19 protein-coding genes and 2 pseudogenes are annotated in these 22,144 nt (G+C 43.2%); 6 read left to right on the forward strand and 15 right to left on the reverse strand.

The window, feature by feature from the left end:
* Positions 1-134: 134 nt before the first annotated feature.
* From BCT49_RS10395 to BCT49_RS10405, 3 genes and pseudogenes are all read left to right on the forward strand, one after another.
* Positions 135-1,126, forward strand: a pseudogene (locus BCT49_RS10395) (ISNCY family transposase); the annotation flags it as partial.
* A 246-nt stretch (positions 1,127-1,372) separates the two neighbouring features.
* Positions 1,373-1,861 (forward strand): hypothetical protein, encoded by a 489-nt coding sequence (locus tag BCT49_RS10400; RefSeq protein WP_241908055.1) that lies wholly within the window; start codon positions 1,373-1,375, stop codon positions 1,859-1,861.
* Between the two features lie 467 nt (positions 1,862-2,328).
* Positions 2,329-3,214: pseudogene (locus BCT49_RS10405) on the forward strand (GGDEF domain-containing protein).
* Between the two features lie 792 nt (positions 3,215-4,006).
* Here BCT49_RS10405 and BCT49_RS10410 read toward each other — a convergent pair.
* From BCT49_RS10410 to BCT49_RS10450, 9 genes are all read right to left on the reverse strand, one after another.
* Positions 4,007-4,159 (reverse strand): YoaH family protein, encoded by a 153-nt coding sequence (locus BCT49_RS10410; protein ID WP_004731009.1) that lies wholly within the window; start codon positions 4,157-4,159, stop codon positions 4,007-4,009.
* 41 nt (positions 4,160-4,200) lie between these two features.
* Positions 4,201-5,349, reverse strand: a complete 1,149-nt coding sequence (locus tag BCT49_RS10415) for a conjugal transfer protein TraF (protein WP_102435152.1) — start codon at positions 5,347-5,349, stop codon at positions 4,201-4,203.
* A gap of 50 nt (positions 5,350-5,399) precedes the next feature.
* Positions 5,400-6,287, reverse strand: coding sequence for a DUF2861 family protein (locus BCT49_RS10420; protein WP_102435153.1), 888 nt, complete (start codon positions 6,285-6,287; stop codon positions 5,400-5,402).
* Positions 6,287-6,946 carry a response regulator transcription factor VxrB gene (vxrB, locus tag BCT49_RS10425; RefSeq protein ID WP_017107022.1) on the reverse strand — a complete coding sequence of 220 codons (660 nt, stop codon included), beginning with the start codon at positions 6,944-6,946 and terminating at the stop codon, positions 6,287-6,289. Before vxrB ends, BCT49_RS10420 begins: the two co-directional genes overlap by 1 nt.
* Positions 6,921-8,372, reverse strand: coding sequence for a sensor histidine kinase VxrA (gene vxrA, locus BCT49_RS10430; protein ID WP_198595844.1), 1,452 nt, complete (start codon positions 8,370-8,372; stop codon positions 6,921-6,923). The genes vxrB and vxrA overlap by 26 nt, the downstream gene beginning before the upstream one ends.
* A gap of 291 nt (positions 8,373-8,663) precedes the next feature.
* Positions 8,664-10,043, reverse strand: a complete 1,380-nt coding sequence (gene pntB / locus BCT49_RS10435) for a Re/Si-specific NAD(P)(+) transhydrogenase subunit beta (protein ID WP_102435155.1) — start codon at positions 10,041-10,043, stop codon at positions 8,664-8,666.
* A 10-nt stretch (positions 10,044-10,053) separates the two neighbouring features.
* Positions 10,054-11,601, reverse strand: coding sequence for a Re/Si-specific NAD(P)(+) transhydrogenase subunit alpha (gene pntA, locus BCT49_RS10440; protein ID WP_102435156.1), 1,548 nt, complete (start codon positions 11,599-11,601; stop codon positions 10,054-10,056).
* 299 nt (positions 11,602-11,900) lie between these two features.
* Complete coding sequence (locus BCT49_RS10445; protein WP_102435157.1) at positions 11,901-12,182, reverse strand: HlyU family transcriptional regulator; 282 nt, start codon at positions 12,180-12,182, stop codon at positions 11,901-11,903.
* A 39-nt stretch (positions 12,183-12,221) separates the two neighbouring features.
* On the reverse strand, positions 12,222-12,590 hold the full coding sequence (locus BCT49_RS10450; RefSeq protein ID WP_065105775.1) for a late competence development ComFB family protein: 369 nt from the start codon (positions 12,588-12,590) through the stop codon (positions 12,222-12,224).
* 338 nt (positions 12,591-12,928) lie between these two features.
* Here BCT49_RS10450 and BCT49_RS10455 point away from each other — a divergent pair, with 338 nt between their 5' ends.
* Entirely contained in the window at positions 12,929-14,170 is a 1,242-nt protein-coding gene (locus tag BCT49_RS10455) for a GGDEF domain-containing protein (protein WP_102435158.1), read from the forward strand.
* A 194-nt stretch (positions 14,171-14,364) separates the two neighbouring features.
* On the opposite strand, the gene BCT49_RS10460 is transcribed toward BCT49_RS10455, so the two are convergent.
* Both BCT49_RS10460 and BCT49_RS10465 read right to left on the reverse strand, forming a co-directional pair.
* Positions 14,365-15,375, reverse strand: coding sequence for a Solitary outer membrane autotransporter beta-barrel domain (locus BCT49_RS10460; protein ID WP_102435159.1), 1,011 nt, complete (start codon positions 15,373-15,375; stop codon positions 14,365-14,367).
* A gap of 78 nt (positions 15,376-15,453) precedes the next feature.
* Positions 15,454-16,425, reverse strand: a complete 972-nt coding sequence (locus BCT49_RS10465; protein WP_198595843.1) for a GGDEF domain-containing response regulator — start codon at positions 16,423-16,425, stop codon at positions 15,454-15,456.
* Positions 16,426-16,556: 131 nt separating this feature from the next.
* Here BCT49_RS10465 and BCT49_RS10470 point away from each other — a divergent pair, with 131 nt between their 5' ends.
* On the forward strand, positions 16,557-16,994 hold the full coding sequence (locus BCT49_RS10470; protein WP_004731036.1) for a DUF3069 domain-containing protein: 438 nt from the start codon (positions 16,557-16,559) through the stop codon (positions 16,992-16,994).
* A 314-nt stretch (positions 16,995-17,308) separates the two neighbouring features.
* On the opposite strand, the gene modC is transcribed toward BCT49_RS10470, so the two are convergent.
* The 4 genes from modC to BCT49_RS10490 are packed head-to-tail and all read right to left on the reverse strand — an operon-like array spanning position 17,309 to position 21,391.
* Complete coding sequence (gene modC, locus BCT49_RS10475) at positions 17,309-18,415, reverse strand: molybdenum ABC transporter ATP-binding protein ModC (RefSeq protein WP_102435161.1); 1,107 nt, start codon at positions 18,413-18,415, stop codon at positions 17,309-17,311.
* Positions 18,412-19,110: a molybdate ABC transporter permease subunit gene (gene modB / locus BCT49_RS10480; protein ID WP_065105781.1), complete on the reverse strand. Its 699-nt coding sequence runs from the start codon at positions 19,108-19,110 to the stop codon at positions 18,412-18,414. Before modB ends, modC begins: the two co-directional genes overlap by 4 nt.
* A complete protein-coding gene (gene modA / locus BCT49_RS10485) occupies positions 19,111-19,869 on the reverse strand; it encodes a molybdate ABC transporter substrate-binding protein (protein WP_102435162.1) in 759 nt (252 codons plus the stop codon).
* 55 nt (positions 19,870-19,924) lie between these two features.
* Complete coding sequence (locus tag BCT49_RS10490) at positions 19,925-21,391, reverse strand: cobyric acid synthase (RefSeq protein WP_102435163.1); 1,467 nt, start codon at positions 21,389-21,391, stop codon at positions 19,925-19,927.
* Positions 21,392-21,676: 285 nt separating this feature from the next.
* Between BCT49_RS10490 and BCT49_RS10495 the strand changes: the two genes are divergently transcribed.
* Positions 21,677-22,066 carry a YgiW/YdeI family stress tolerance OB fold protein gene (locus BCT49_RS10495; RefSeq protein WP_017107035.1) on the forward strand — a complete coding sequence of 130 codons (390 nt, stop codon included), beginning with the start codon at positions 21,677-21,679 and terminating at the stop codon, positions 22,064-22,066.
* The last annotated feature ends 78 nt before the right edge of the window (positions 22,067-22,144 follow it).

The raw sequence follows: 22,144 nt of genomic DNA on the forward strand, positions 1-22,144 counted from the left end.
AACATAATTTAAACCCATAATGCGCAGTGGTAGTGTTAGAGTAATTTAGTAATGTCCTGTTTGAGCCATTTTAAAATATCCTCCTAAGCTTACCTATATTGGTCTGCTTAGGAGCTATCCGGATGCTTATTACTATGAGTGAAAAAGATATTCAGCGATTCAAGGTGCTTACTGACGTACGTGAAAAACGACTACGCCAAGTTGACGCTGCTATCATTTTGAATCTGTCTGCGCGTTTGGTAAACAAACTTGTCTCTCTTGGCGCTCAAAGTCTTACACAAGCAGCGCGTGGACGCCCAAGTAATCGACGCTACTCAGAACATTTCAGAATTGAAATACTGAAACTTATCCGTGAGCATTACTCTGACTTCTCACCAACGTTCACTATGGAAAAACTGACTGAACGACACAATCTATCCGTCTCTAAAGAAACACTCCGTCAATGGATGATCGCCGACGGACTGTGGCTTCCACATTCACAACGCAAACCTCGAGTCTATCAGCCTCGTTACCGTCGTGATTGCTTGGGTGAACTTATCCAAATTGACGGCTCCCATCATGACTGGTTTGAAGGCCACAGCGACAAATGTTGCCTATTGGTGTTCATTGATGATGCGACTGGCCGTTTGATGAACCTAAGATTCAGCGAGACAGAATCCGCATTTGACTACATGTTGACCACGCGTGAATACCTCAATACGGGCGCGTGCTGAAAGAACTGGCCATAGAACTCATCTGTGCCAACAGCTCCCAAGCCAAAGGCCGCGTTGAGCGAGCCAACCTCACGCTGCAAGACCGGCTGGTTAAAGAGATGCGCTTACAAGGTATCGACACCATCGAACAAGCCAACGCCTGGCTTCCCTACTTCACCGCCGATTTTAACCATCGCTTTGCTAAGCCCGCTCAATACCCAAAAGACATGCATCGTCCGGTTCGAGAGTCCAAGCAAGAACTCGACGAAAACAGCCGATTAACACACGAAACTGTGAAAATACTCGACTACCCAAACGGTGAAATCGCCATCCAATACGGGCATCGAAAACTCGAATTCAAAACCTTCTACAAACTCGAGCACGTTCAACAAACCCAAATCGTCGACAGCAAACGCCTCGGCCAAGTTCTAAAATGGGATTGACATGGTGGCGATTACTTAATGTTAGTGCTTGAAGTAAACGCTGCGGAAATGCCGAAGTCTAAGCACGACCAAAACGATTTGTATGACATATTAATTCTAATTAGTATATGCGGCTTCTCTTTTAGCCAAGCCGAAACCACTAGTTTTCGCTATTCAAACAAATCAAATTGGTAGTCATAATTAATGAAACATCGCTCTAAAATACTTTTCCCTGCAGCATTAGGTCTCTTTTCATCTATGTCTGCCTACTCTAATGAAGCTACACTTGACCAAAATACATCATACGACAGGATTTATGTAGGTTACCAAGCTTTAGATGATAAGTACTCAGAGTACAATGGTGTTAAGATCGGTTATACGAACCAAATATCTAACACTGGAGCTTTACTTGGTGGTGAATTTAGCTATAACAAGTCAACCAACACCCATTACGACGCAACGTTAGTTGACTTAAACTTCAATGCTGGATTTGATGTTTTATCGTTGTGGGTTGAAAGTGAATACAAAATTGTTCCTTACATTAAACTTGGCCTTGGTTCTTACAAGGAAGATTACGGAAGTGCAGATATTTCGGATTTCGGTATCAGTCGTGGTTTAGGAATACGCTATTTAGGAAAACATGGCCTGTACCTTGACGCTAGCTTACAGAAGCAAAACGTTGATGTAATGGGTTTAACTACTGTAGACATAAAATGGACTGGCCTATCGCTCGGGTGGTCATTCTAAGATCATCTACTATTGAAAATAGTTGAAACAAGGTAACATCGTGGAGCTTATATTCTATGTGATGCGTTTTGGTACGAACGCTCTCATAGACAACAAAGTGTTTCGATAAAATTGAGCTTGAAAAGTGACACTGCAACATAATTACCCTCCACTTTAATTGATGAACAGTAACAGTGGCCTCGTGACTCGTTATCACGCGATAAAACCTGCACACACCACTCTGATTACAACAAACCGAGCCACTTTAAATATAACTGTATAAATATACAGTTATATTGTTACCCCCGTAAAAACCGCACTTATCGAACAAATAACATTCAAAATCAAGGGTCTGCGTTCAATTTTTAAACTTGAATTTGGTCTAATGGTGCGCTTTCCTGTATAACCGTCAATTCTGGATCAGTTCTGGGTATAGCCATTTTATCAATGCTAATACTCTAATCTCCGATTGCGCCAACTCTAAGGCATTGTACATAAGGTTCGAATCACGTGTACGGGTTAGTATCATGAGCGACAAAGCATTCCGAAAACTCAACATATTCCTTTCGATTTTTTGCCTAACAATCACGCTAGTGTCGTTGATCTCATTTAATACGCTCATGAATAAGAGCCACGTTATTACACCAGACAAATACCCTACACGCGTTCACACAGACAGAGACCATGATGGTGGCACCGTAGGCTCGTTACACAGGTCAGAAGATGGAATTGAGTTACAGTGTGACTTTAAACGAACCTATAGCTTGCCCTACTGTGAAGGTGATGTATGCCATCTATTATATAGGTTGCGCATTACATATCGCACAGCGAAGCAAAACGCGTGCAGCAGAGCAACAACGCTATTTAACCCAAGAAATTGAAGAGCTAAAGGTAAAGGCCACAACCGATCCGTTGACCGGATGTAGGAACCGAACCGAAGCATTAGATACTTTCTATGATTTCGAATGGTTGGCGCAACAAGGAAAAACGATTCACATCGCGTTGTTTGATTTAGACCATTTTAAGCAGATCAACGATCAACATGGCCATGAAGTGGGTGACAAAGTACTTATTCAGTTTGTCGCAACGGCGAACGAGAGCCTTGGTGAGCAGTACTTGCTTTATCGCTGGGGTGGTGAAGAGTTTCTACTCGTTTGCTTGGAACAAACTGCGCTACAGTGTAACGAATCTATCGATAATTTTTACCTAGCAATGGACCAAAGCCTTTGGCCTAAAGCCCTTAAAGTAACGGCTTCGACCGGAGTAACGAAGCTTAAGGAGCATGAATCGATACGTACTGCCATCAAACGTGCAGACAAAGCTCTCTACCAAGCGAAAGACAACGGACGAAACCAAGTCGTTACGTTTTACTAAGACTCGCTAGACTGGATTACAGTTACATAATCAACTCTCTGCTAAGACTCAATCAACACGCAATCAATACCCTGTCGATATCGACTCTCCACTTGAGCAACCGTTAGATTTTTAACCGCTGACTAAACAAGCCCATAAGCTTTGTTGTCTCATCAGGACTCTAATCGATTCGCACACTTCTAAGCGTGCTCTCATCATCTGTAATGACACCACCTGTAAAACGTCATCAATGGCATTCTCATGTTGATACGTATCGTTCCTGAATCGCTCTATAAACAGCTCTTCCTTGTGCCTCTAAGCTTCCAAAGCACTTGTTCTTAAAGTCACATATTTGGCTCGTAAAGCTTGTTCTAAGCGGTGGTAAGCCTTTCGCGGTATCGATTTTGAACATCACCGTCGTCACTTATCTCGCACTGTTCTTAGATGAAATCCTCATTTGTTTGCTTCTGAACATTCATGCACTCGTATCCGCTAAAAAAAGAAGTCACAACGTCACTAGCCTTAAAAAACGCCATATATTGAACCACTTAGACACAGTGACATAAATACTGACACCTAAAGTGGCGATTGTTCTACTTTCAGATCTTGCTGTAATTTAATTACAAATAGAAACCGAGAAAAGCCTATAAAGTAGATTGCTCTGATGTAAGTTATTGAATAAGCTAAATTTGAGAGTTGTGGGCGGGTTGAAATTTAGGGTGACTAAAGAGTGGGTATGTACGAGATAATATACTAGAGGGTAATATATTTAGTTATAGTGCGCCAAGGTGTTAAAAAAGAAGGGCTGATGCCCTACTCTTCTTTATTACTCATTTCTTCACGAATTTGCTCAGCAACGATTTTGATAGCTTGTGCTGTGCTGATGCCCTGAGTCATCATTTCTTGAATTCGTTCAACAGCTTTCTGTTGTTCTTCGTGAGAAAGGGTTGGTAAGTCGTTTAGCATGCTCTGCTCCTTTATTTAGGAGCAGAACTATATAAGGACTGTTAGTAACTAGCAAGGAAATTGATTGAAGCGCCCATTGCATTTTCGTTCGTGTAGTTAGCACTTAGATCTAACTGGAACAAGTTGAGTGGCGAAATACCAATACCGGCTGTGACTGTTCCTTCTGAATCAGAGTAAGCCAGGTTCTTGTAGTACCCTCCCCTTAGCTTAAGCTGACGAAGCAGATCGACTTCAGTACCAACACGAATCATCTGTTCGTTGTCTTCGAACGAAGTAAACTTTTCAGTCTCATTCAAATCGTAATCGACACTAAACGTAAAGTAGTCAGACACAATACCCGCACCAACGGTATAAACGGGCTCAAGTTGGTAAGTGTATTTACCACCGACTTGGTGAGTCGCTCCACTTGTGCTGCTGGTTAGTGTTCTCGTTGTATCTTTAGTTTCGATATCTCGAGAGATTAAGTTCGTTGCCGCAACACCGACTCGGAATGGACCGAAGAACCAAAGTGCACCAGCGTCCATGTTGAAGGCTGTTTCACCGTCACTGTTTTCTCTTACGTCAGATAAGTCGTAATCATTAACTGAAGCAACGTAGTTGTATGTGTAAATGCGTTGGATCTTAGGTGTGATACCAAATGAAATGTGTTGGCCCATGAAGGTTTGGTATTTTGCAAGAGAAAGACCAACCTCTGCTACTCCGATAGACACAGCTTCAACGGTAGACAACTCAAGCTTATCGGTATCTGAACCCGTGCTGTAAACATTAGGTGTCGCAAATGATTCTGTGTAGGCTTTCGCGAAAAGGTTTGCAGCGACAAACTGATTAGGAAGAGCGAATGCAACAACACCACCCAATTCAACGTTGGCTTGGTTACCATCCAGTTTATTCAGTGCGGCATCTAAGTCTGCAGTGTTTGAAGCATCAACAACACTATCGATGTTCGACTTCATGTCGTCTGGGTCGTTATAGCTACCACCAAAACTTGGTGTAATCATACCCATATCATCGTTACGACGATAGATAGCAACCAATGCTGGATTATAGAATGGAGCGGTTAAGAAGTTTGCAGAAACAACACCAACACCACCCATCGCATCACCACGCGCTTCAATGGCGTAGTTTGCTGCTGAAAGAGGAAGACTGGCGAATGCAATTGACGTTGCGAGTAGTTTAGTAGTTTTTTTCATGCCGTTTATCTTTGTTAGATCCCTTACATAGTTAACGGCACAATTTTAAATTACTTTAACTCTTCTTCGCTAGAAATATCATAAGTTTTACTGATAGTTTGTGCTTGTTCTATCGCTATGTCACCTTGCCAGCGCGAATGTATCATCGAAACTGCCAAAACGTAGCGATCATTAGGAACTTCTTCAGCACTTAAACTGATGGGATAATCTGACTCGTAGCTTTTTCCCCACACCTGCTCATAGTGTTCGTCGATGTAATCGTACAAACCGACGTCTAGCTTTGGTAATGGGCAATATGGGTTAAGAAGCTCTTTTTTGTCGATTCTCCAGGTGTCTTTGGATGCCCAACGCACTTGTTGTCGCATCGTAATTTCACCAAGAATGATCCAAGTGCTCCAAGCTACGCCACCTTCGGCCTTTACATTCAAACGGTATAAGCCAGAGTCTAATTGAGAAGGTAAATTGTAACGTTGCTTATAAAGACTGACTGAAGCGTTGTTCACGACTTCGTTGTCTTTAGTGAGTTCGCTGTCTGATGATACAACTTTATCGACCCATTTCTCGAAGGTGATGTCTTGGATATTCTCTTCAGATTCTACTTCGATTACGACTCTAAACGTGTCTCGTCCAGGGCTTTGAATGGTGTGTCTTTTGACTACCACCGAATTAATCCATTCCGGTAAGGTCTTTTTGGTGAGGGGTTTTCCACAATCCTTATTCAACGCTTGGTCAAATAATTCATTGAGGTGATCTTCTCTTACTTGAGAAGAATTAATTTGCCAAACTTCCACTAATGAATCAAACATCTGGGATAAGTCGTTATCCAGCAGATGTTTGTGCACTTGTGTCAGAGTATCACTATTCTTAAACCAATCGGCCGCTTGTGCCGGGCTAACGATACTTGCTAACGCTAACAGTGGAAGTAAGGCTTTTTTCATTACGCTTTCATCTTATAACCAACGCCACGAAGTGTTTCGATCTCAAGACCTGGTAGTTTCTGTCTTAGTTGAAGAACGTGTGTATCTACGGTACGTGTTGTTGGGAAATGGTTGTAACCCCATACGTGATCAAGCAATTCATCACGTGTGAATACGCGACCCAAGTTGCTAGCCAAGAACAAGAGTAGATCAAATTCAGTACGTGTTAGCGTGACTTCTAGCTCGTTAAAAAACACTTCGCGAGTAGCTTTATCGATAACAAGGTTCTGAGCCATCACTTTTGATGCATCTTGCTCTTCAGCGTCTGGCAGGCGTAACTGCGCACGGATTCGAGCGAATAGTTCCGCTTCTGCGAAAGGCTTCGTTAGGTAGTCGTTTGCACCTGAATCTAGGCCCGCGACTTTGTCTTTCACTGTTACAAGTGCCGTCAGCAAAATGACAGGAATGTCTTTCTTCTTCTTCCAAGCTGGTAGTGAATCTACTGAGTCACCGTCTGGCAGTTGGCGATCTAGAATCACTAGATCCGCTTGCTCCCAGTAGCCTTCAACTTCAGAGATTAACTCTGCATGCAAACATTCATATCCAGCTTGCTCAAGGCTAACTAATAAACCGTCAGCTAAATTCTTATCATCTTCAACGAGAAGCAATGTCTGTTTCACAAGGTATCTCCAAAATAAATGTTGTTGGGGGGCCTATCAGCGTCATGTGACCGCCCATTTTTCCGACCATAGATTCCACTATCGTCAGACCTAAACCTAGTCCACTTTTACTTACAAATGGCTTTCTTAGTTGCCCCCAATCTTTACGGGACAAGTCTCCATTATCTATAACTTTGAATGTCAGCTTCTTGTCAGAAGTATTCAGTTCTAGTATCACTGGAGCCACACCGTATTTCACGGCGTTTCTGATCAGGTTATCAATACACGTACCTAACCAATATACGTTCAATTTTGCAGCAATGTCTTTGTTTACTCGGAGTTCGATACCCGGAGCAAAATCTTCTTCGACTTTATATTCAAGCCATTCTTGTACACTCGGCACCCACTCAGTGGCCAGTGGTTGATTATCCGACTGCAGGTAATCTTTACTCGCTTCAGCTAACTGCCTTAAACGACGAGTGTCTTCACAAAGTCGACGAAATTCATCATATACCGTTTCTGGTAAGTGTTCGAATTCACGTCTAAAGCCTTCAACCGTTAGAGATAAACTCGCGATCGGTGTTCTTAGTTCGTGCGTTAAGATCTGAAGGACAAGCATTCGACTTTTCATCTCTTGCTTCTTACTGTTCCAACGGTATATCGCCCAACCCACCACAAGCATGATATTGGCAAACACTAGTATGAACATCGCGACTTGCAGAAGTTCCGAGTGATCTTCTATCTCCCAACACACGTTACCGCGTTGAACGAAACAACTGTTGCCTTCTGAAGATAAACTGAGCGATAAACCCGCTAGTGTGGCATTTTCAGACCAAACCGGTTCTTTGTATAAATAGTATCTGTCGCCGCGTTTAACCCACATTTCATCAAGTTCGACAAACATGCTCGCACCAGCCAGCAATGCCGTAATCGCTTCGCTGTCCATATCCTGCAAGCGAGATAACAATTCATCATGTTCGACGTTTGGGCGTTCTTGAATATGCATAAAGCGCTTCAAGGAATCGAACTTATCAGGGTACTTTTCAACGTAACGCGCGGCATAAGAACCACCACCCGGGTGGATAAGGCCGCTACGACTAAACCAACGATCAGAAAGCTTGGTGCCTTTACACATTGCGCGAGTAAACACCAAAGGCTCAGTGATTAACGGGCTAAGTGGTAATTTTCCGCTACACGTCTTAGACAGCTGGTAGAGGCGCTGAATGTCTTTTAATGGGTACTCTGCTGTTTGTGGCAGCATTGAAGACGGCATGATCAGGCGAGTTGGATAATCCGCCTGAAGCAATCGAATATCATAAGACTCGATGGCCGTTTGATGATCAAACAACTTAGTAAAGTGATCGATACGCTCAGGCAAAGAATCAGCAAACGCATTTGCTGAAACGACTAACGAAGCGATGAACAGAGTATATATTCTTTTGATGATCACAAACCAAGCGCAAATTCATACAGATCAATCAAATATATACCATTCGCTATCAAAGATAAATTTTTAACCGCATGAAAAGTGGTGTGTATTTGAAGAGAAAACGATTACGAGCCTTGATCGGCGGCTTCACTAATCAATTTACCCGTGAATACTCAGCATTTGTTGCCAACACAATAAATGCATCTGTGTGCACAAAAAAGATCGCCCAATGTTAAACAACTGGGTACGCTAGAATCAAAAAAAGGAGCTCATATGAGCTCCTTATTTTTACTGCAGAATAATTGCGGTTTATAGATGTTCTAAAATGCTTAAGCAGCTTTTCTTCGCATCACCGAACAACATCTGAGTATTGTCTTTAAAGAACAACGGGTTTTGCACACCTGCATAACCTGTATTCATCGAACGTTTGAACACGATAACATTTTGAGCGTTCCAAACTTCAAGCACTGGCATACCAGCGATTGGGCTGTTTGGATCTTCCAATGCTGCAGGGTTTACAGTGTCGTTCGCACCAATAACCAATACAGTATCTGTCTCATTGAAGTCATCATTGATTTCGTCCATTTCAAGAACGACATCATAAGGTACTTTCGCTTCAGCAAGCAGTACGTTCATGTGACCCGGTAATCGACCCGCAACTGGGTGGATACCAAATCGAACGTTAATGCCTTGCGCTCTTAGCTTCTCAGTGATTTCATGCACTGGGTATTGAGCTTGAGCTACTGCCATGCCGTACCCTGGAGTGATGATGACTGACTTAGAGTTTTTCAGCATGTCAGCCACATCTTCAGCTGATGTTTCGCGGTGTTCACCCTGCTCTTCATCGCCATCAGACACAACCACTTCTTGGCCAAATCCACCAGCAATTACGCTAATGAACGAGCGGTTCATCGCCTTACACATAATGTAAGACAGAATCGCACCCGACGAACCTACCAATGCACCGGTTACGATCAACAGGTCGTTTGCAAGCATGAAACCTGCTGCCGCTGCTGCCCAACCAGAGTAAGAGTTCAGCATTGATACAACCACTGGCATATCTGCACCACCAATCGATGCCACCAAGTGGTAACCGAAAGCAAATGCGATAAGCGTCATCAGCATCAGAGCAAACATGCTGCCATCAGCTTTAACGAACATAATCATTAGCAATGTAGAAGCAACGATAGCCGCTAGGTTCCATTTGTGCTTATGAGGGATGTTCAATGCAGACGATGAAATCGTGCCACGAAGCTTACCAAAGGCAACAATAGAGCCAGTGAACGTAACCGCACCGATAAACACGCCAAGGAAAACTTCAACAAGATGGATAACGTGTTCTGCGTGCGTTGCCGCTTCTGGCGCGTCAATGTAGCTGTTGTAACCAACAAGTACCGCAGCCATACCTACGAAGCTGTGCAAAATTGCCACCAGCTCAGGCATTTCTGTCATTTCTACTTTCTTCGCGTAGTGGATACCAATACCACCACCGATCACCATAGCAATGATGATCCACACAATACCTGCAGAGTGAGGGCCAAAGATCGTTGCGATCAATGCGATTGCCATACCAGTGATACCGTAATAGTTACCTGCGCGAGCAGATTCCTGTTTCGATAGTCCGGCTAAGCTCATTATAAAGAATACAGCAGCAATGATATAAGCTGCTTGTACTAATCCTTCAGACATCTGCTACTCCTTAGTCTTTACGGAACATTTCAAGCATACGTTTGGTCACGGTAAAGCCACCAAAGATATTGATACTTGCAATTAATACGGCAATAAATGATAAGAACGTGACAACGCCACTTCCTTGTCCTATTTGCAACAACGCGCCCACAACAATGATCCCTGAGATTGCGTTTGTTACTGACATCAAAGGCGTATGCAGAGAATGACTTACATTCCAAACTACGTAATAACCCACCACACAAGCGAGAACAAAAACGGTAAAGTGAGATAAGAATGCAGCAGGTGCAACCGAAGCTATCCAAGCAAAGGCACCAACCGCCACTGCCATACCCGCCGCTTTCTTAACAGGAGAAACAGGCTCTTGAACTTTCGGTTGTGGCTTAACGGCTTGAGGTTTCGCTTGTTGAGGTTGCGCTGAAACTTGAATTGGTGGAGCTGGCCAAGTGACTTCGCCCGCTTTAACCACGGTAACACCACGAATAACAACATCTTCAAAGTCGATATCGATATTGCCGTCTTTCTCTTTGCAAAGCAGTTTCAGCAAGTTAACCAAGTTGGTTGCGTACAGCTGAGACGACTGAGTCGGCAAGCGACCTACCATGTCGGTATAACCCACAACTTTTACGCCATTAGCGGTCGTGATCACTTTATCAGCAACGGTATATTCACAGTTACCACCATTGGCCGCTGCAAGGTCCACAATCACGCTACCCGCGCTCATGCTATCTACCATTTCTTTTGTGATTAGCTTAGGCGCAGGACGCCCTGGAATCAGTGCCGTCGTAATGATGATATCAACGTCTTTCGCTTGAACCGCGTAGAGCTCTTCTGCTTTCTTGTTGAACGCGTCAGACATCTCTTTCGCGTAGCCATCACCAGCGCTTGTGTCTTCTTTGAAATCGACTTCCAAGAATTCAGCGCCCATAGACTCGACTTGCTCTTTTACTTCAGGACGAACATCGAATGAACGAACAATCGCACCTAAGCTACCCGCAGCACCGATAGCCGCAAGGCCAGCAACACCCGCACCAGCAACCAATACTTTCGCTGGTGGAACCTTACCTGCAGCCGTAATTTGACCTGTAAAGAAACGACCAAACTCATGAGCGGCTTCAACAACAGCACGGTAACCCGCGATGTTTGCCATAGAGCTCAGAGCATCCAAAGCTTGAGCTCTAGAAATACGTGGTACCGAGTCCATTGCCATCACATTAATATTACGACTAGAAAGCTGTTCCATTAATTCTGGGTTTTGGGCAGGCCAAATAAAGCTGACCAGTGTTGCGCCATCTTTAAGTAACTCGATTTCATTTTTAGACTCGTCAACGATGGGAGCGTTAACTTTAAAGATAATATCGGATTTCCAAGCTTCATCTGCGGTTACAACTTTTGCTCCAGCTTGTTCATAAGCTGTATCATCAAAACTTGCTAACGCACCTGCTTGTGATTCAACACAAACTTCAAATCCTAATTTTAGAAGCTGTTCCACCGATTTCGGCGATGCAGCGACTCGCGTTTCACCTGCGAGTGTTTCTCTTGGTACACCAATTTGCATAGCGATTCCTTGACTATTGGCACAATGACTTATTCGTTTGTATCTAACGACAACTAATACTTCAAGCGTTTTGTTCAAAGAACAGGAAAAGTTATTACTTATAACGATTTGGATGGATTTTGAGCACTTAATTTAGATAAATGACGGCCCTCTCGAATAAAGAGGTCAAACCACTTGCCAATAATCCTTTTAATAACAACCTACTAGCTGTTCTTTATCCTTAAAACTAAAAAGAGCTTTCAGCATATACACTGAAAGCTCTCTAAATTATGACCAACATCAATTCTAACCCTAATTGGTTAGCTAAATATATTGTCGCCCATTTGGTCAATGAACATTTGCGATTTTTTAAGCATCAATTCATCGGCGTCTTGTTTGTTTGAAACAACATCAGAACGAATAAAACGATGAGTTTTAATTTCACCGTCGATTTCTTTCTCGATACGACCAGCCACACGGTACTGACCAGATTCTGCAATGGCGTCTTGATAGATATTGAAGCCTTTGTATTCCACTGGCTCAATCTCTACTTTTTGTTCGGTTTTTTCTTTGCCACCAAATAATCTAGAAAAGAATCCCACGTTTTTTACTCCTTAAATGACCGTACTGACACTAAACTATCACGACTGTTTAGTGTTCAACAATGGCTTTTCATACCATTGTAATTCTACGTCATCGTCAAAATTGTGTTGACTAAATATAACGGGTACATTGTCCGTTCGATCTCGTCTTCGATCCTCAATAATCATGCTTTCTGCATTTTTGACTGCGATCTCACTATTTCTTTTATAGAGCACCAATTTGTCTTCCGGTAATGCCGAAAGAAAATCAATATCAAAACGGATATAGATAGGTTTCAGTTGGCCCAACGCAAGGCACGCGAGATCGGCAAGCTGCTCACTTGTATAACTCGACACATACTCCTCGGTAGCCAGTACATGGCCAACAAGTGTTTCCATATAATTGTGTACATCCACACTGATTTGCATACTACACCTCCATTTGTAGCTATCACGACAGATCGTGTTCTAGTCTGATTGGCAACGACCTACATATTGTTACCTTACTATACCCTACTCATTACTACAGATTTACTAACTGCATGTTAACTAATTATAACGACTAATTAATTTCTCATATATACTATGTAGTTCGTTCTATGGTTAATAGCAACTCAAATACATATAAAAAGAGTTGCACCAATAGCGACCTATGACTATGTTTTTGCTCTGATTTACGCAAAAAGCTTGGCAATCGCTTGTTTAACCGTATCCTACGTATAAAATTAAATTATAAGATCATCAGTACACTTAGGCTCACCACATAAATGGCATCTTCTTTTGTAACGTCGAGCATGTTTCGATTTTGCTTTCCCTTACTTCTATTAGCAATGTTACTCGTAGGTATGAACAACGTCATTCTCGTGACGGATTCAAACTTAGGGTTTGCTAGCAACCTTCCGTATATTTTATTGAGCGTTGCCGTTTTGCTGTGCCACACATTCAGGCAAGGTCGTATGGCTATGGTGTCTCTCACCATGCTCGTTGCCTATTTGATCATCCAAATCCGCTTACAAACCCCATTAAACACTGGAACCACATTATTGGAGCTGTCTCTGCTGGCCGCTTTAGTGCCTGTTACTTGCTTATTGGTGTATGCCTTCCCTGATAACGGGGTTAACTCAAAGTCCATGTTCCTTTACGCCTTAGTCGTGGTGCTATTCATGATCTGGGCGCAACTTATTGTTTCTCACTTCCATGCCGGAGGTTTTGAATCATGGAGTGAAGGGATTCTGTTTATAGTCAGAGACTTCTCCAAACTGCCCTTTGTATTGGTTCTCTATAGCCTTTGCTTACTCGGTTTAACTTCGATTTTGGTCTTGGTCTATAACCGCTCTATCGATGTCGTTGTTTACAGCGCGATTTTGTTGTCTTCGAGTACCTTCATATTCTTTGATATCCAATACATCTCAAGCACCATGTTCTCTTTGTCAGGCATATTGATTATCGTCTATGTAATGTCCGCTAGCCACGATATGGCGTTTAATGACCAACTGACTAACATCCCTGGCAGACATGCATTAGAAGTCGATATGAAGCACCTAGGCCGTAAATATTCGATGGCCATGGTCGATATCGATCACTTCAAAAAATTCAATGATACCTATGGCCATGACATTGGCGACGATGTGTTAAAGCTAGTCGCGCGTATATTAAGAGAAACGACAGGTGGCGCAAAAGCTTATCGTTATGGTGGTGAAGAGTTCACGATCATTTTCAAAGGTAAGAACACTGAGCAAGCCAAAGAGCATCTTCAAGTTCTAATTTCTGAGATCCAGAATTACGATATGATCATTCGTAATACTCACGAACGCCCTGATGATCATGAAGTGGGCATGCAAAAACGCGGCAAGAATGGCAAGCCAAGTGAAGTGGTGAATGTGACGGTCAGTATTGGCCTGTCTGACAGTACAACCACCAAACAGCCCGAAGAAGTGTTGAAGCTTGCCGATAATGCACTTTACAAAGCGAAAGAAACTGGGCGAAATAAACTGTGCGTTAACAGTTAAACGCTACGGCTAGAAGCTTTAAGCGCTATAGTTAGAAACTTAATCACTATGGTTAGAAACTAAATCGCTATAGCGACAAACAAGCCCTTGGAAGAAGCGTTGTATCTTAGTAGAAGCTTTATAGCCGCTATAGCGAAAAACAAGTCATTAGAAGAGAGCTTATATCCAAGTAGAAGCTCAGTTTTGATTGAAGCTTAGTCTTGGTTAAAGAAGATAACCAAGCTCCCGCCTTTTAAGCTGCTACCGTAATTGATGGTAAACCCAATGCCCACATTATCGACCCAGTCGTTAAATAGGTTTGGGTTAAGCAACCAACCTACGCTGCCCTCATAATATGATGTTGTCCCCATAGGCACGACAGTATCGCCACCAATATCAATTCTCTTGATGCTCGAGTACATGGAAGTGATGTTCTTATCCCAACGTACTAAGTCATAAAAGATCTTCGCTTCATTGGCGATATACCAACCTTCTGGGTGGCCGATGTTACCGTTATTGGCTTCTCCCCAACCGACACCATTAAAATAATGCCAACTGGTACTGAGTTTGTATTTACCCCAGTTATTCTTGTCTTCATAGATCAATTTAATCTTAGGCTCGATGATGTAAGCCCAAGCGTCAGTATTGAGATAAACGCCATCAAGTTCGTCTACCAGAGGCTGGGGTACATTACCTCGATAATCGTAGTCATTGCGATAATATGAGATGTGATTGCCAATACCGGAATGAAAGCTCCAGTATTCATCTAATTGGGCGACATTCGAAAACTCAACATACCCCGAAATGACCGTCTCTTTTTGGAGGTCAGACACAGACGCTGATGAATAATTGACTTCATTCTCAGTGCGCAACGCAGACAAACGCAGCGTCACCTCTTGATGGTTATCTTCAATAATGGCGGGTAATTTGAACGTGTAAGGAAGACTGAGAGAGGCCATGTTTTGTCTTCGGCTTACCGAGTCACTCGAACCGATCTCTTCATTGTCCAAACGAAAGACTTCATTTGGGTCAAAGTTATTGATACCAAAAGTGAATACGTCGGTGTCATTAAGAAGCACGCTGGTTGCAAAGTTTCGCTCTATCTCCTTACGAACAAGATCAGATATCGTGTTTGCAGAAGCAACGGTAGGAACAGATAAACAGAATACAGGGACAACCAGTGTCCAACATGTATTAGCCATAGAAAATGACTTTGAATGTGGCATTTCTCTTATCACTTAAAGTACTTCCAAGCTCAAACGCTAATAGAAGTATAAATTCAAATATCCAGAAGAGCTCGCCAACTAGCCTGCAAGCTCCAAAATGTTGCGCAGTATAAAGGTATTTCTGCCGCTTTGTTTTGCTTGGTAAAGTGCTTGGTCGACCTTTTCATAAATAGAAGCGATCGACTCACCACCTTCAGGTACAAATGAAAGTACACCTTGTGACGCTGTCACTCTATCAGATACGCTTGAGTGGTCGTGGGCATAGTTCATGTCATGCAATGCTTCTTTTATTCGAGTCGCATGTAACTTAGCCGCGGCGCTGTCCGTGTCACTTAAGACCAAAACAAACTCTTCGCCGCCATAACGGCCAACAAACTCTCCAGCTCGAACAAACAGCTGTTTCAAAGTACTGGCAAGCCCTTGTAGGCACTTATCCCCTTGAATATGCCCGTAATTATCGTTGTAAGGCTTAAAAAAGTCTACATCTAGAAGTATCACTGTCATGGGTATATTACGTCGTCCGTGCCACGCAAGGCTCTCTTCAAGCTTAGTATCCATATATCGACGGTTATACAATTTTGTTAAGCCATCTTCATTGGCTTGTTGTTGCAGGAGTATGTTCAATTCTTCAAGTTTGGCGGTGCTTTGTTTTAACTCTCGCCTCATATGAGCAATACGCTGCATCGCGATCAGTTTTGAATTCAGCACCACTTTGTTAACCGGTTTGATTAGGTAATCATCACCACCTGCATCAATCGCTTTCGCGATCATTTCAGGTTCTTCATGGCCACTCAGAAATATGATGGGAACCCATTCGGGGAATTGTCTACGAACCTCGTTAGCGACCTCAAAACCATCCATGTCTGGCATGCTGATATCAAGTAATACGAGTTCAGGGTCAAAATCAGAATAGATATTTAGAGCTTCTTTACCGCTACCTACCGCTTCCACAATATGTCCCAATTGCTTAAGTCGAATAGCAAGTTGCATCCTGTCTAGTTGAACATCATCAACCAGCAAGATGCGCATCGAAGATCCCTTTTCTATCATCACATCACCTTTATCTAGCGTTGAATATTGAAAGTAGCTCAATTTTGGGCTTAATTCATGCCCTAATCTCTATATTATATTGACTTTTTTACAGATCTTTTTAGCATTGTTTCTTTTTAAAGAGAAATACTATGTCAGACGCTACAAACAACGAAGTACAAGAAATCGATTTAACCACTATCTCACCAGAGCTTCGCCAAGTTATCGAATTTGATGAAGTGCCTAAAGAGATGCACAACATGGTTACTTCTATTCATGAGGTGTCTGAAGAAGCAGTGCGTGAAACTTGGAGCAGCCTTCCAGCAAGCGCACAAAATGTTTTGGACAACTTTGAGCAATTCCACGCTCTAATCTCTGTTAGCCAAGCTTTTGCTGGCGTAAACATGATGGAAGAGTTCCCTACTCTTAAACTTCCAGAAGGTATGTCTGATGAAGAAAAAGAAGAGTACCGAGCTCAACTGCTTGACCAAATTTTACATAACTGTGTAAAAGACATGGCTAAGCAAATCAAGAAAGCACGCCGTGATGCTATCTTGAAGCGTGATTTTAAAGAAGTTTTCATCCGATAAGCCATTCATCTCACCTTAATTTAGGTTGAGTGCTTAACGAAAACTTATGATTAAGCCGTATGTTACTTCAAACATGCGGCTTTTTTGTGCCTGTTGCTTTTTCTATTCGCCACTTATCTGTTTACTCGTCGATATGTCGTTGCGTTTCGTCGTTGCACAAATAATATGACTTTGCACTCATACAGTGTGGCGCAAAACTGGCAGTTATACCGTATAAAAATGACGCATGTCTCCATTCATGGAATCAAGATCGTATTTTCAGTGCCTTGAACCGACAACATCACGACAATATCGAAAAGCTGACCTTGTCAGATCTAATGTGTCACCGCGATGTCTCGTTGAGCAACACTCACACCTTTGATCTGCGCATAAACACGTTGGCCAATTTCTAGATTAAGTTCATCCAACGCCCACAAGGTTATGGTCGCCCACAAGTAACAACCAGGTTCTAGCTCCAGCTCTACCGCAACACTCTGCTTATTTGAACCTTGCTGGTGCGTCTCTACGCTTTTAATGGTCACAGGAAGGATATTACGTATCGAAGTCCCTTGCGGCTGTTCTAGCGTGATAGAGACATCATTTGCCCTAACTTGTAACCTCACTGCAGCCCCAATGTCGCTCGATACCTTCTGAACCCACAACGATGTCGATTTGCCGAGCTTCAAACGAGATAGCGCGTAATCATCATTGTGCTCAGCCAACGTTCCCTCAAACAATGAACTTTGTTCTGAGAATGACTGCCACGGCTGCATCGCTCGTGAAGCCCATACTTCCTCAGTCACACCCGACGAAATGACTTTGCCTTGCTCAATGATCACAAGATGATTGGCCAAGCGTAGAATCTCGTTAAGGCTGTGCGTCACGTAAATGATCGGAATCTGAACGGTTTCAGATAGGTTTTCTAAAAACGGCATCACTTCACGCTTACGAGGCAAGTCGAGAGACGCTAATGGCTCATCCATCAACAAAATGCTCGGCTTAGACAACAAAGCGCGTCCAATCGCCACACGTTGCTTCTCACCACCCGACAAACGTGCTGGGTAACGGTCTAGCAATAAACCGAGAGATAACAATGAGACAATCTGATCGAAATGCGTTTTATCGAAGTCTTTGATGCCATATTTAAGATTGCCGGACACCTTCATGTGCGGAAACAATCTTGATTCTTGAAACACATAGCCGACATTGCGTTTGTGAGTCGGCAAGTTAATGCCATTATCACTGTCGAACAAGGTCGTTCCCGACACGCTGATCAAGCCCTTATCTGGCTGTTTAAGGCCACTAATCGCATTAATAAGCGAGGTTTTACCCGCGCCAGAACGACCAAAGATCGCAGTAATGCCGCTACTTGGGAGTTCTAAGTCGATATCAAAGAAGGTTTCACCCAACTGTTGCTGATATTGGAGGATCAAAGCACTCATGCATTGCCTCCTAGTCGCTGTGCAGACTTCTTATTGAGCCATTCAGATAGCATCAATGAGCCAAGCGCTATCACGATAGAAATAACACACAAACGTGCCGCTTCCATTTCAGCGCCCGGGGTTTCAATAAAGGTATACATGGCCAGTGGGATAGTCTGAGTTTCACCGGGAATATTTGAAACGAAACTGATCGTCGCGCCAAACTCACCCAAGCTTCTTGCGAAAGAAAGCATGGTGCCGGTAATGATCCCGGGGATCATAAGAGGCAGAGTGATAGTAAAAAACACACGAATCGGTGAAGCGCCCAATGTGGCAGCCGCCTCTTCAAGTTTACTATCAACAGTTTCTAAGCTCAGTCGAATAGAACGAACCATTAATGGCAACGCAACAACAACACACGCCAGTGCCGCGCCCTTCCAACTAAAGCTGAATACGATACCAAACACGTCATTAAGCCATGAGCCAATAACGCCTTGTCTACCCATCATCACCAGTAACAAATAACCGATGACCACAGGAGGAAGCACCAAAGGCAGGTGCACAATACTCTCGACTATGCTTTTGCCAACAAACTGTTTCTTTGCAAGCAGCCACGCTAAGCCTATGCCGATGGGAATAAGCCATAAGATGGCGAACCCAGCGACTTTTAAGCTCAACATTAAGGCTTGGTATTCGTACTCAGATAAAAACATCATTTAATGCGCTTCAAAACCAAAACTGTTCAGAATGCCCTTCGCCTTTTCATCGTTTAGAAAAGTATAGAAGTCATTCGTGGTTAATTTGTCGTTCAACTTAGCTACAGGGTAACGTATTGGTGTGTGGAGATTTGAAGGAAACGTCGCAACGACATCGACTTCTTTCGATAATAAAGCGTCGGTTTTGTAGACAATGCCGAGCTTCGCTTCACTGCGTTCCACCAAGGCCAATGCCATACGAACATTGTTACTTGGTGCCAATCGAGGGCTCACATTATCCCAAACACCCAGAGCTTCTAACGCTTCCTTAGCGTAAATACCGGCAGGCACCGACATCGTATTACCGACAGCAAGTCGTTCATTAGTCAGCAGTTTAGTCCATTGGTCTCCCTTTGAGAGTTCCAATGATACCGACGTCTCTTTCGGAGAGATCAACACAAGTTCGTTTTCACACAAGTTTGTGACATTGTCACTATAAACGTATTTTCGGTCGACTAAATGCGTCATCCACTTTTCATTTGCTGAAATAAAAATGTCCGCAGGCGCCCCTCTTTCAATCTGCCTTACCAATGACGATGTGCTGGCATAAACGGGAACAATATCGACCGAATGTTCTTTCTCAAACTCTTCTATCAACAAATTAACCGCGTTAGTCATAGACGAAGCGGCATAAACTCGTAGCTTTTCTTCCGCCAAAAGATGAGTCGAACTCAACGAAGTCGTTAACGCCAAGGTTACAAGAGTGACTAGCTTTTTCATTGTTCTCACTTATCTGTTTTCGTTTGATTTCTTAACCGATATTTCCAGTTCAAACCTAGGCTTTAAGCTCAGGCCAAAGCAGATCAAGATTTAAGTGCTCTTCGATGGCATCGGCGATTCGGTTAATACCCAACTCTTTCAGTTGTTCGTGGTCAATCGCGGTTACATCATTGGCCCCTGCCCATTCGCAAATAAGCGATAACGCATCACTGTTATCGAATACGCCATGCAGGTAAGTACCAAAAATCGAGTTGTCTTGATTCACTGCACCATCAAGGTTGCCTGATTCTAACTGAACCGGTAAGGCCGTTTCATTGACATCAGTCCTACCTACGTGAATTTCATAACCTTTTACTTGTGCTGATTTTCCATCCAGCGTCATGGTGCCGCGCACATTAGTTAAGGTTTTCTGTTGCGTTAAAGTCGTTTCAGTATCGAGATACCCTAACCCTTCACTGCTGCCGGGTTCACCCTCAACTCCATCCGGATCGTGGATGATCTTTCCTAGCATCTGGTAACCGCCACAAATACCCATCACCTTGCCGCCTAAACGTAGGTGGCGCTGAATATCTTTTTCCCAGCCTTGCTCTTTTAAGTAATCCAGATCGGCTCTTACTGATTTTGTGCCCGGCAAGATAATCAAATCCGCGTTGTTTACACGCTCGCCTTTGCCTACATAACGTAAATCAATGGAAGGATTGAGCCTTAGCGCATCAAAGTCTGTGTGATTGCTGATTCGGGTTAGAACAGGCACCACGACTTTGAGTTTAGCTTCTCCGTCAGACTCTTGGGCTGAAGTGATAGCATCTTCCGCTTCAAGGTTAAAACCATGCAGGTATGGCAACACACCAATCACTGGCTTGCCGGTTTTCTCTTCTAGCCAATCAAGGCCAGATTGAAGCAGCGCGATATCGCCTCTAAAGCGATTAATCACGAAGCCTTTTACGCGAGCTTGTTCAGATTCAGATAACAGAGCCAACGTGCCGTAGAGGTGCGCAAATACGCCGCCACGGTCGATATCCGCCACGATAATCACAGGGATGTCCGCTTTCTCAGCAAATCCCATGTTAGCGATGTCATTTTCACGTAGGTTGATTTCAGCTGGACTACCCGCGCCTTCGATCATGACACTTTCGTATTCAGCAGAAAGTCGGTCGAATGAATCGATCACCGTATTCATCGCGAATTTTTTATAATCGTGGTATCCCGTCGCTTCCATATTACTAATAGCTCGACCTTGAAGGATGACTTGAGCGCCCGTGTCTGAGTTAGGTTTCAACAATACTGGGTTCATGTGAACAGACGGCTCAATATTACAAGCTTGTGCCTGAACCGCTTGAGCGCGACCAATTTCGCCACCATCTTTTGTCACTGCACTGTTTAAAGCCATGTTTTGTGGCTTAAAGGGTGCCACTTTGATGCCTTTTCTGGCCAATACACGGCATAAACCTGCCACCAAAACACTTTTCCCGGCATCTGACGTTGTCCCTTGAACCATAAGGGCGCTTAATGGTGCTCGCATCTGTACTTCAATCCTTAATATTTTAATTTCTTAATATTCAATTTTTAGCTGTGGGCAATATTTCTCTGCCTCCATCTTAACGTCATTGTCGAGTAGATGCTCAATAAAATGAATGGAAAATGAATACCTTACTCACTCTGGATTCAACCCTAGTGTTGTTTAATAGCTCCATCGAAACAAAGCTTACAAACAAAATAAGCGTATCAACGAAAAACTTACTAACGAAAAGAAATGTTTCAAATTCAGAACAACGTTTCTACCAAAAACAACATTAAGGGATTCATCATGAAAAAAACTGTATTAGCTATCGCAACCACTATTATTCTTGCTCCTACTTTCGCAATGGCTGGTGACCACAACAACAATAGCGGCAACAGCAAGCACGAGAGCCCTATTGCTTACACAGGACCAATCGAAACCGTTTCTGTTGCAACACTGCTTGCAGATACAAGCATGTTCTCAGAGCAGGACGCGATTGTAGACGGCAAGATTGTTCGTCAGCTTAAAAATGACACATTTATCTTCTCAGACGGACAGAGCGAAATTCAAATTGAGCTAGATGACGACATCCACCTAGCACAACCGCTCACTGCTGATACTAAAGTGCGTATCTTCGGTGAGTACGAAGGTGGCAAAACACCAGAGATCGAAGTTGACCATATCCAAGTTTTGTAAGCTTCAAACCTCAAACATCTCGCTTTAAATAACGAGCTTCAATAAATTGGCCTGCATATTGCAGGCTTTTTTGTATAT

The organism is Vibrio lentus (assembly GCF_002875945.1).
Classification (GTDB): domain Bacteria; phylum Pseudomonadota; class Gammaproteobacteria; order Enterobacterales; family Vibrionaceae; genus Vibrio; species Vibrio apostichopi.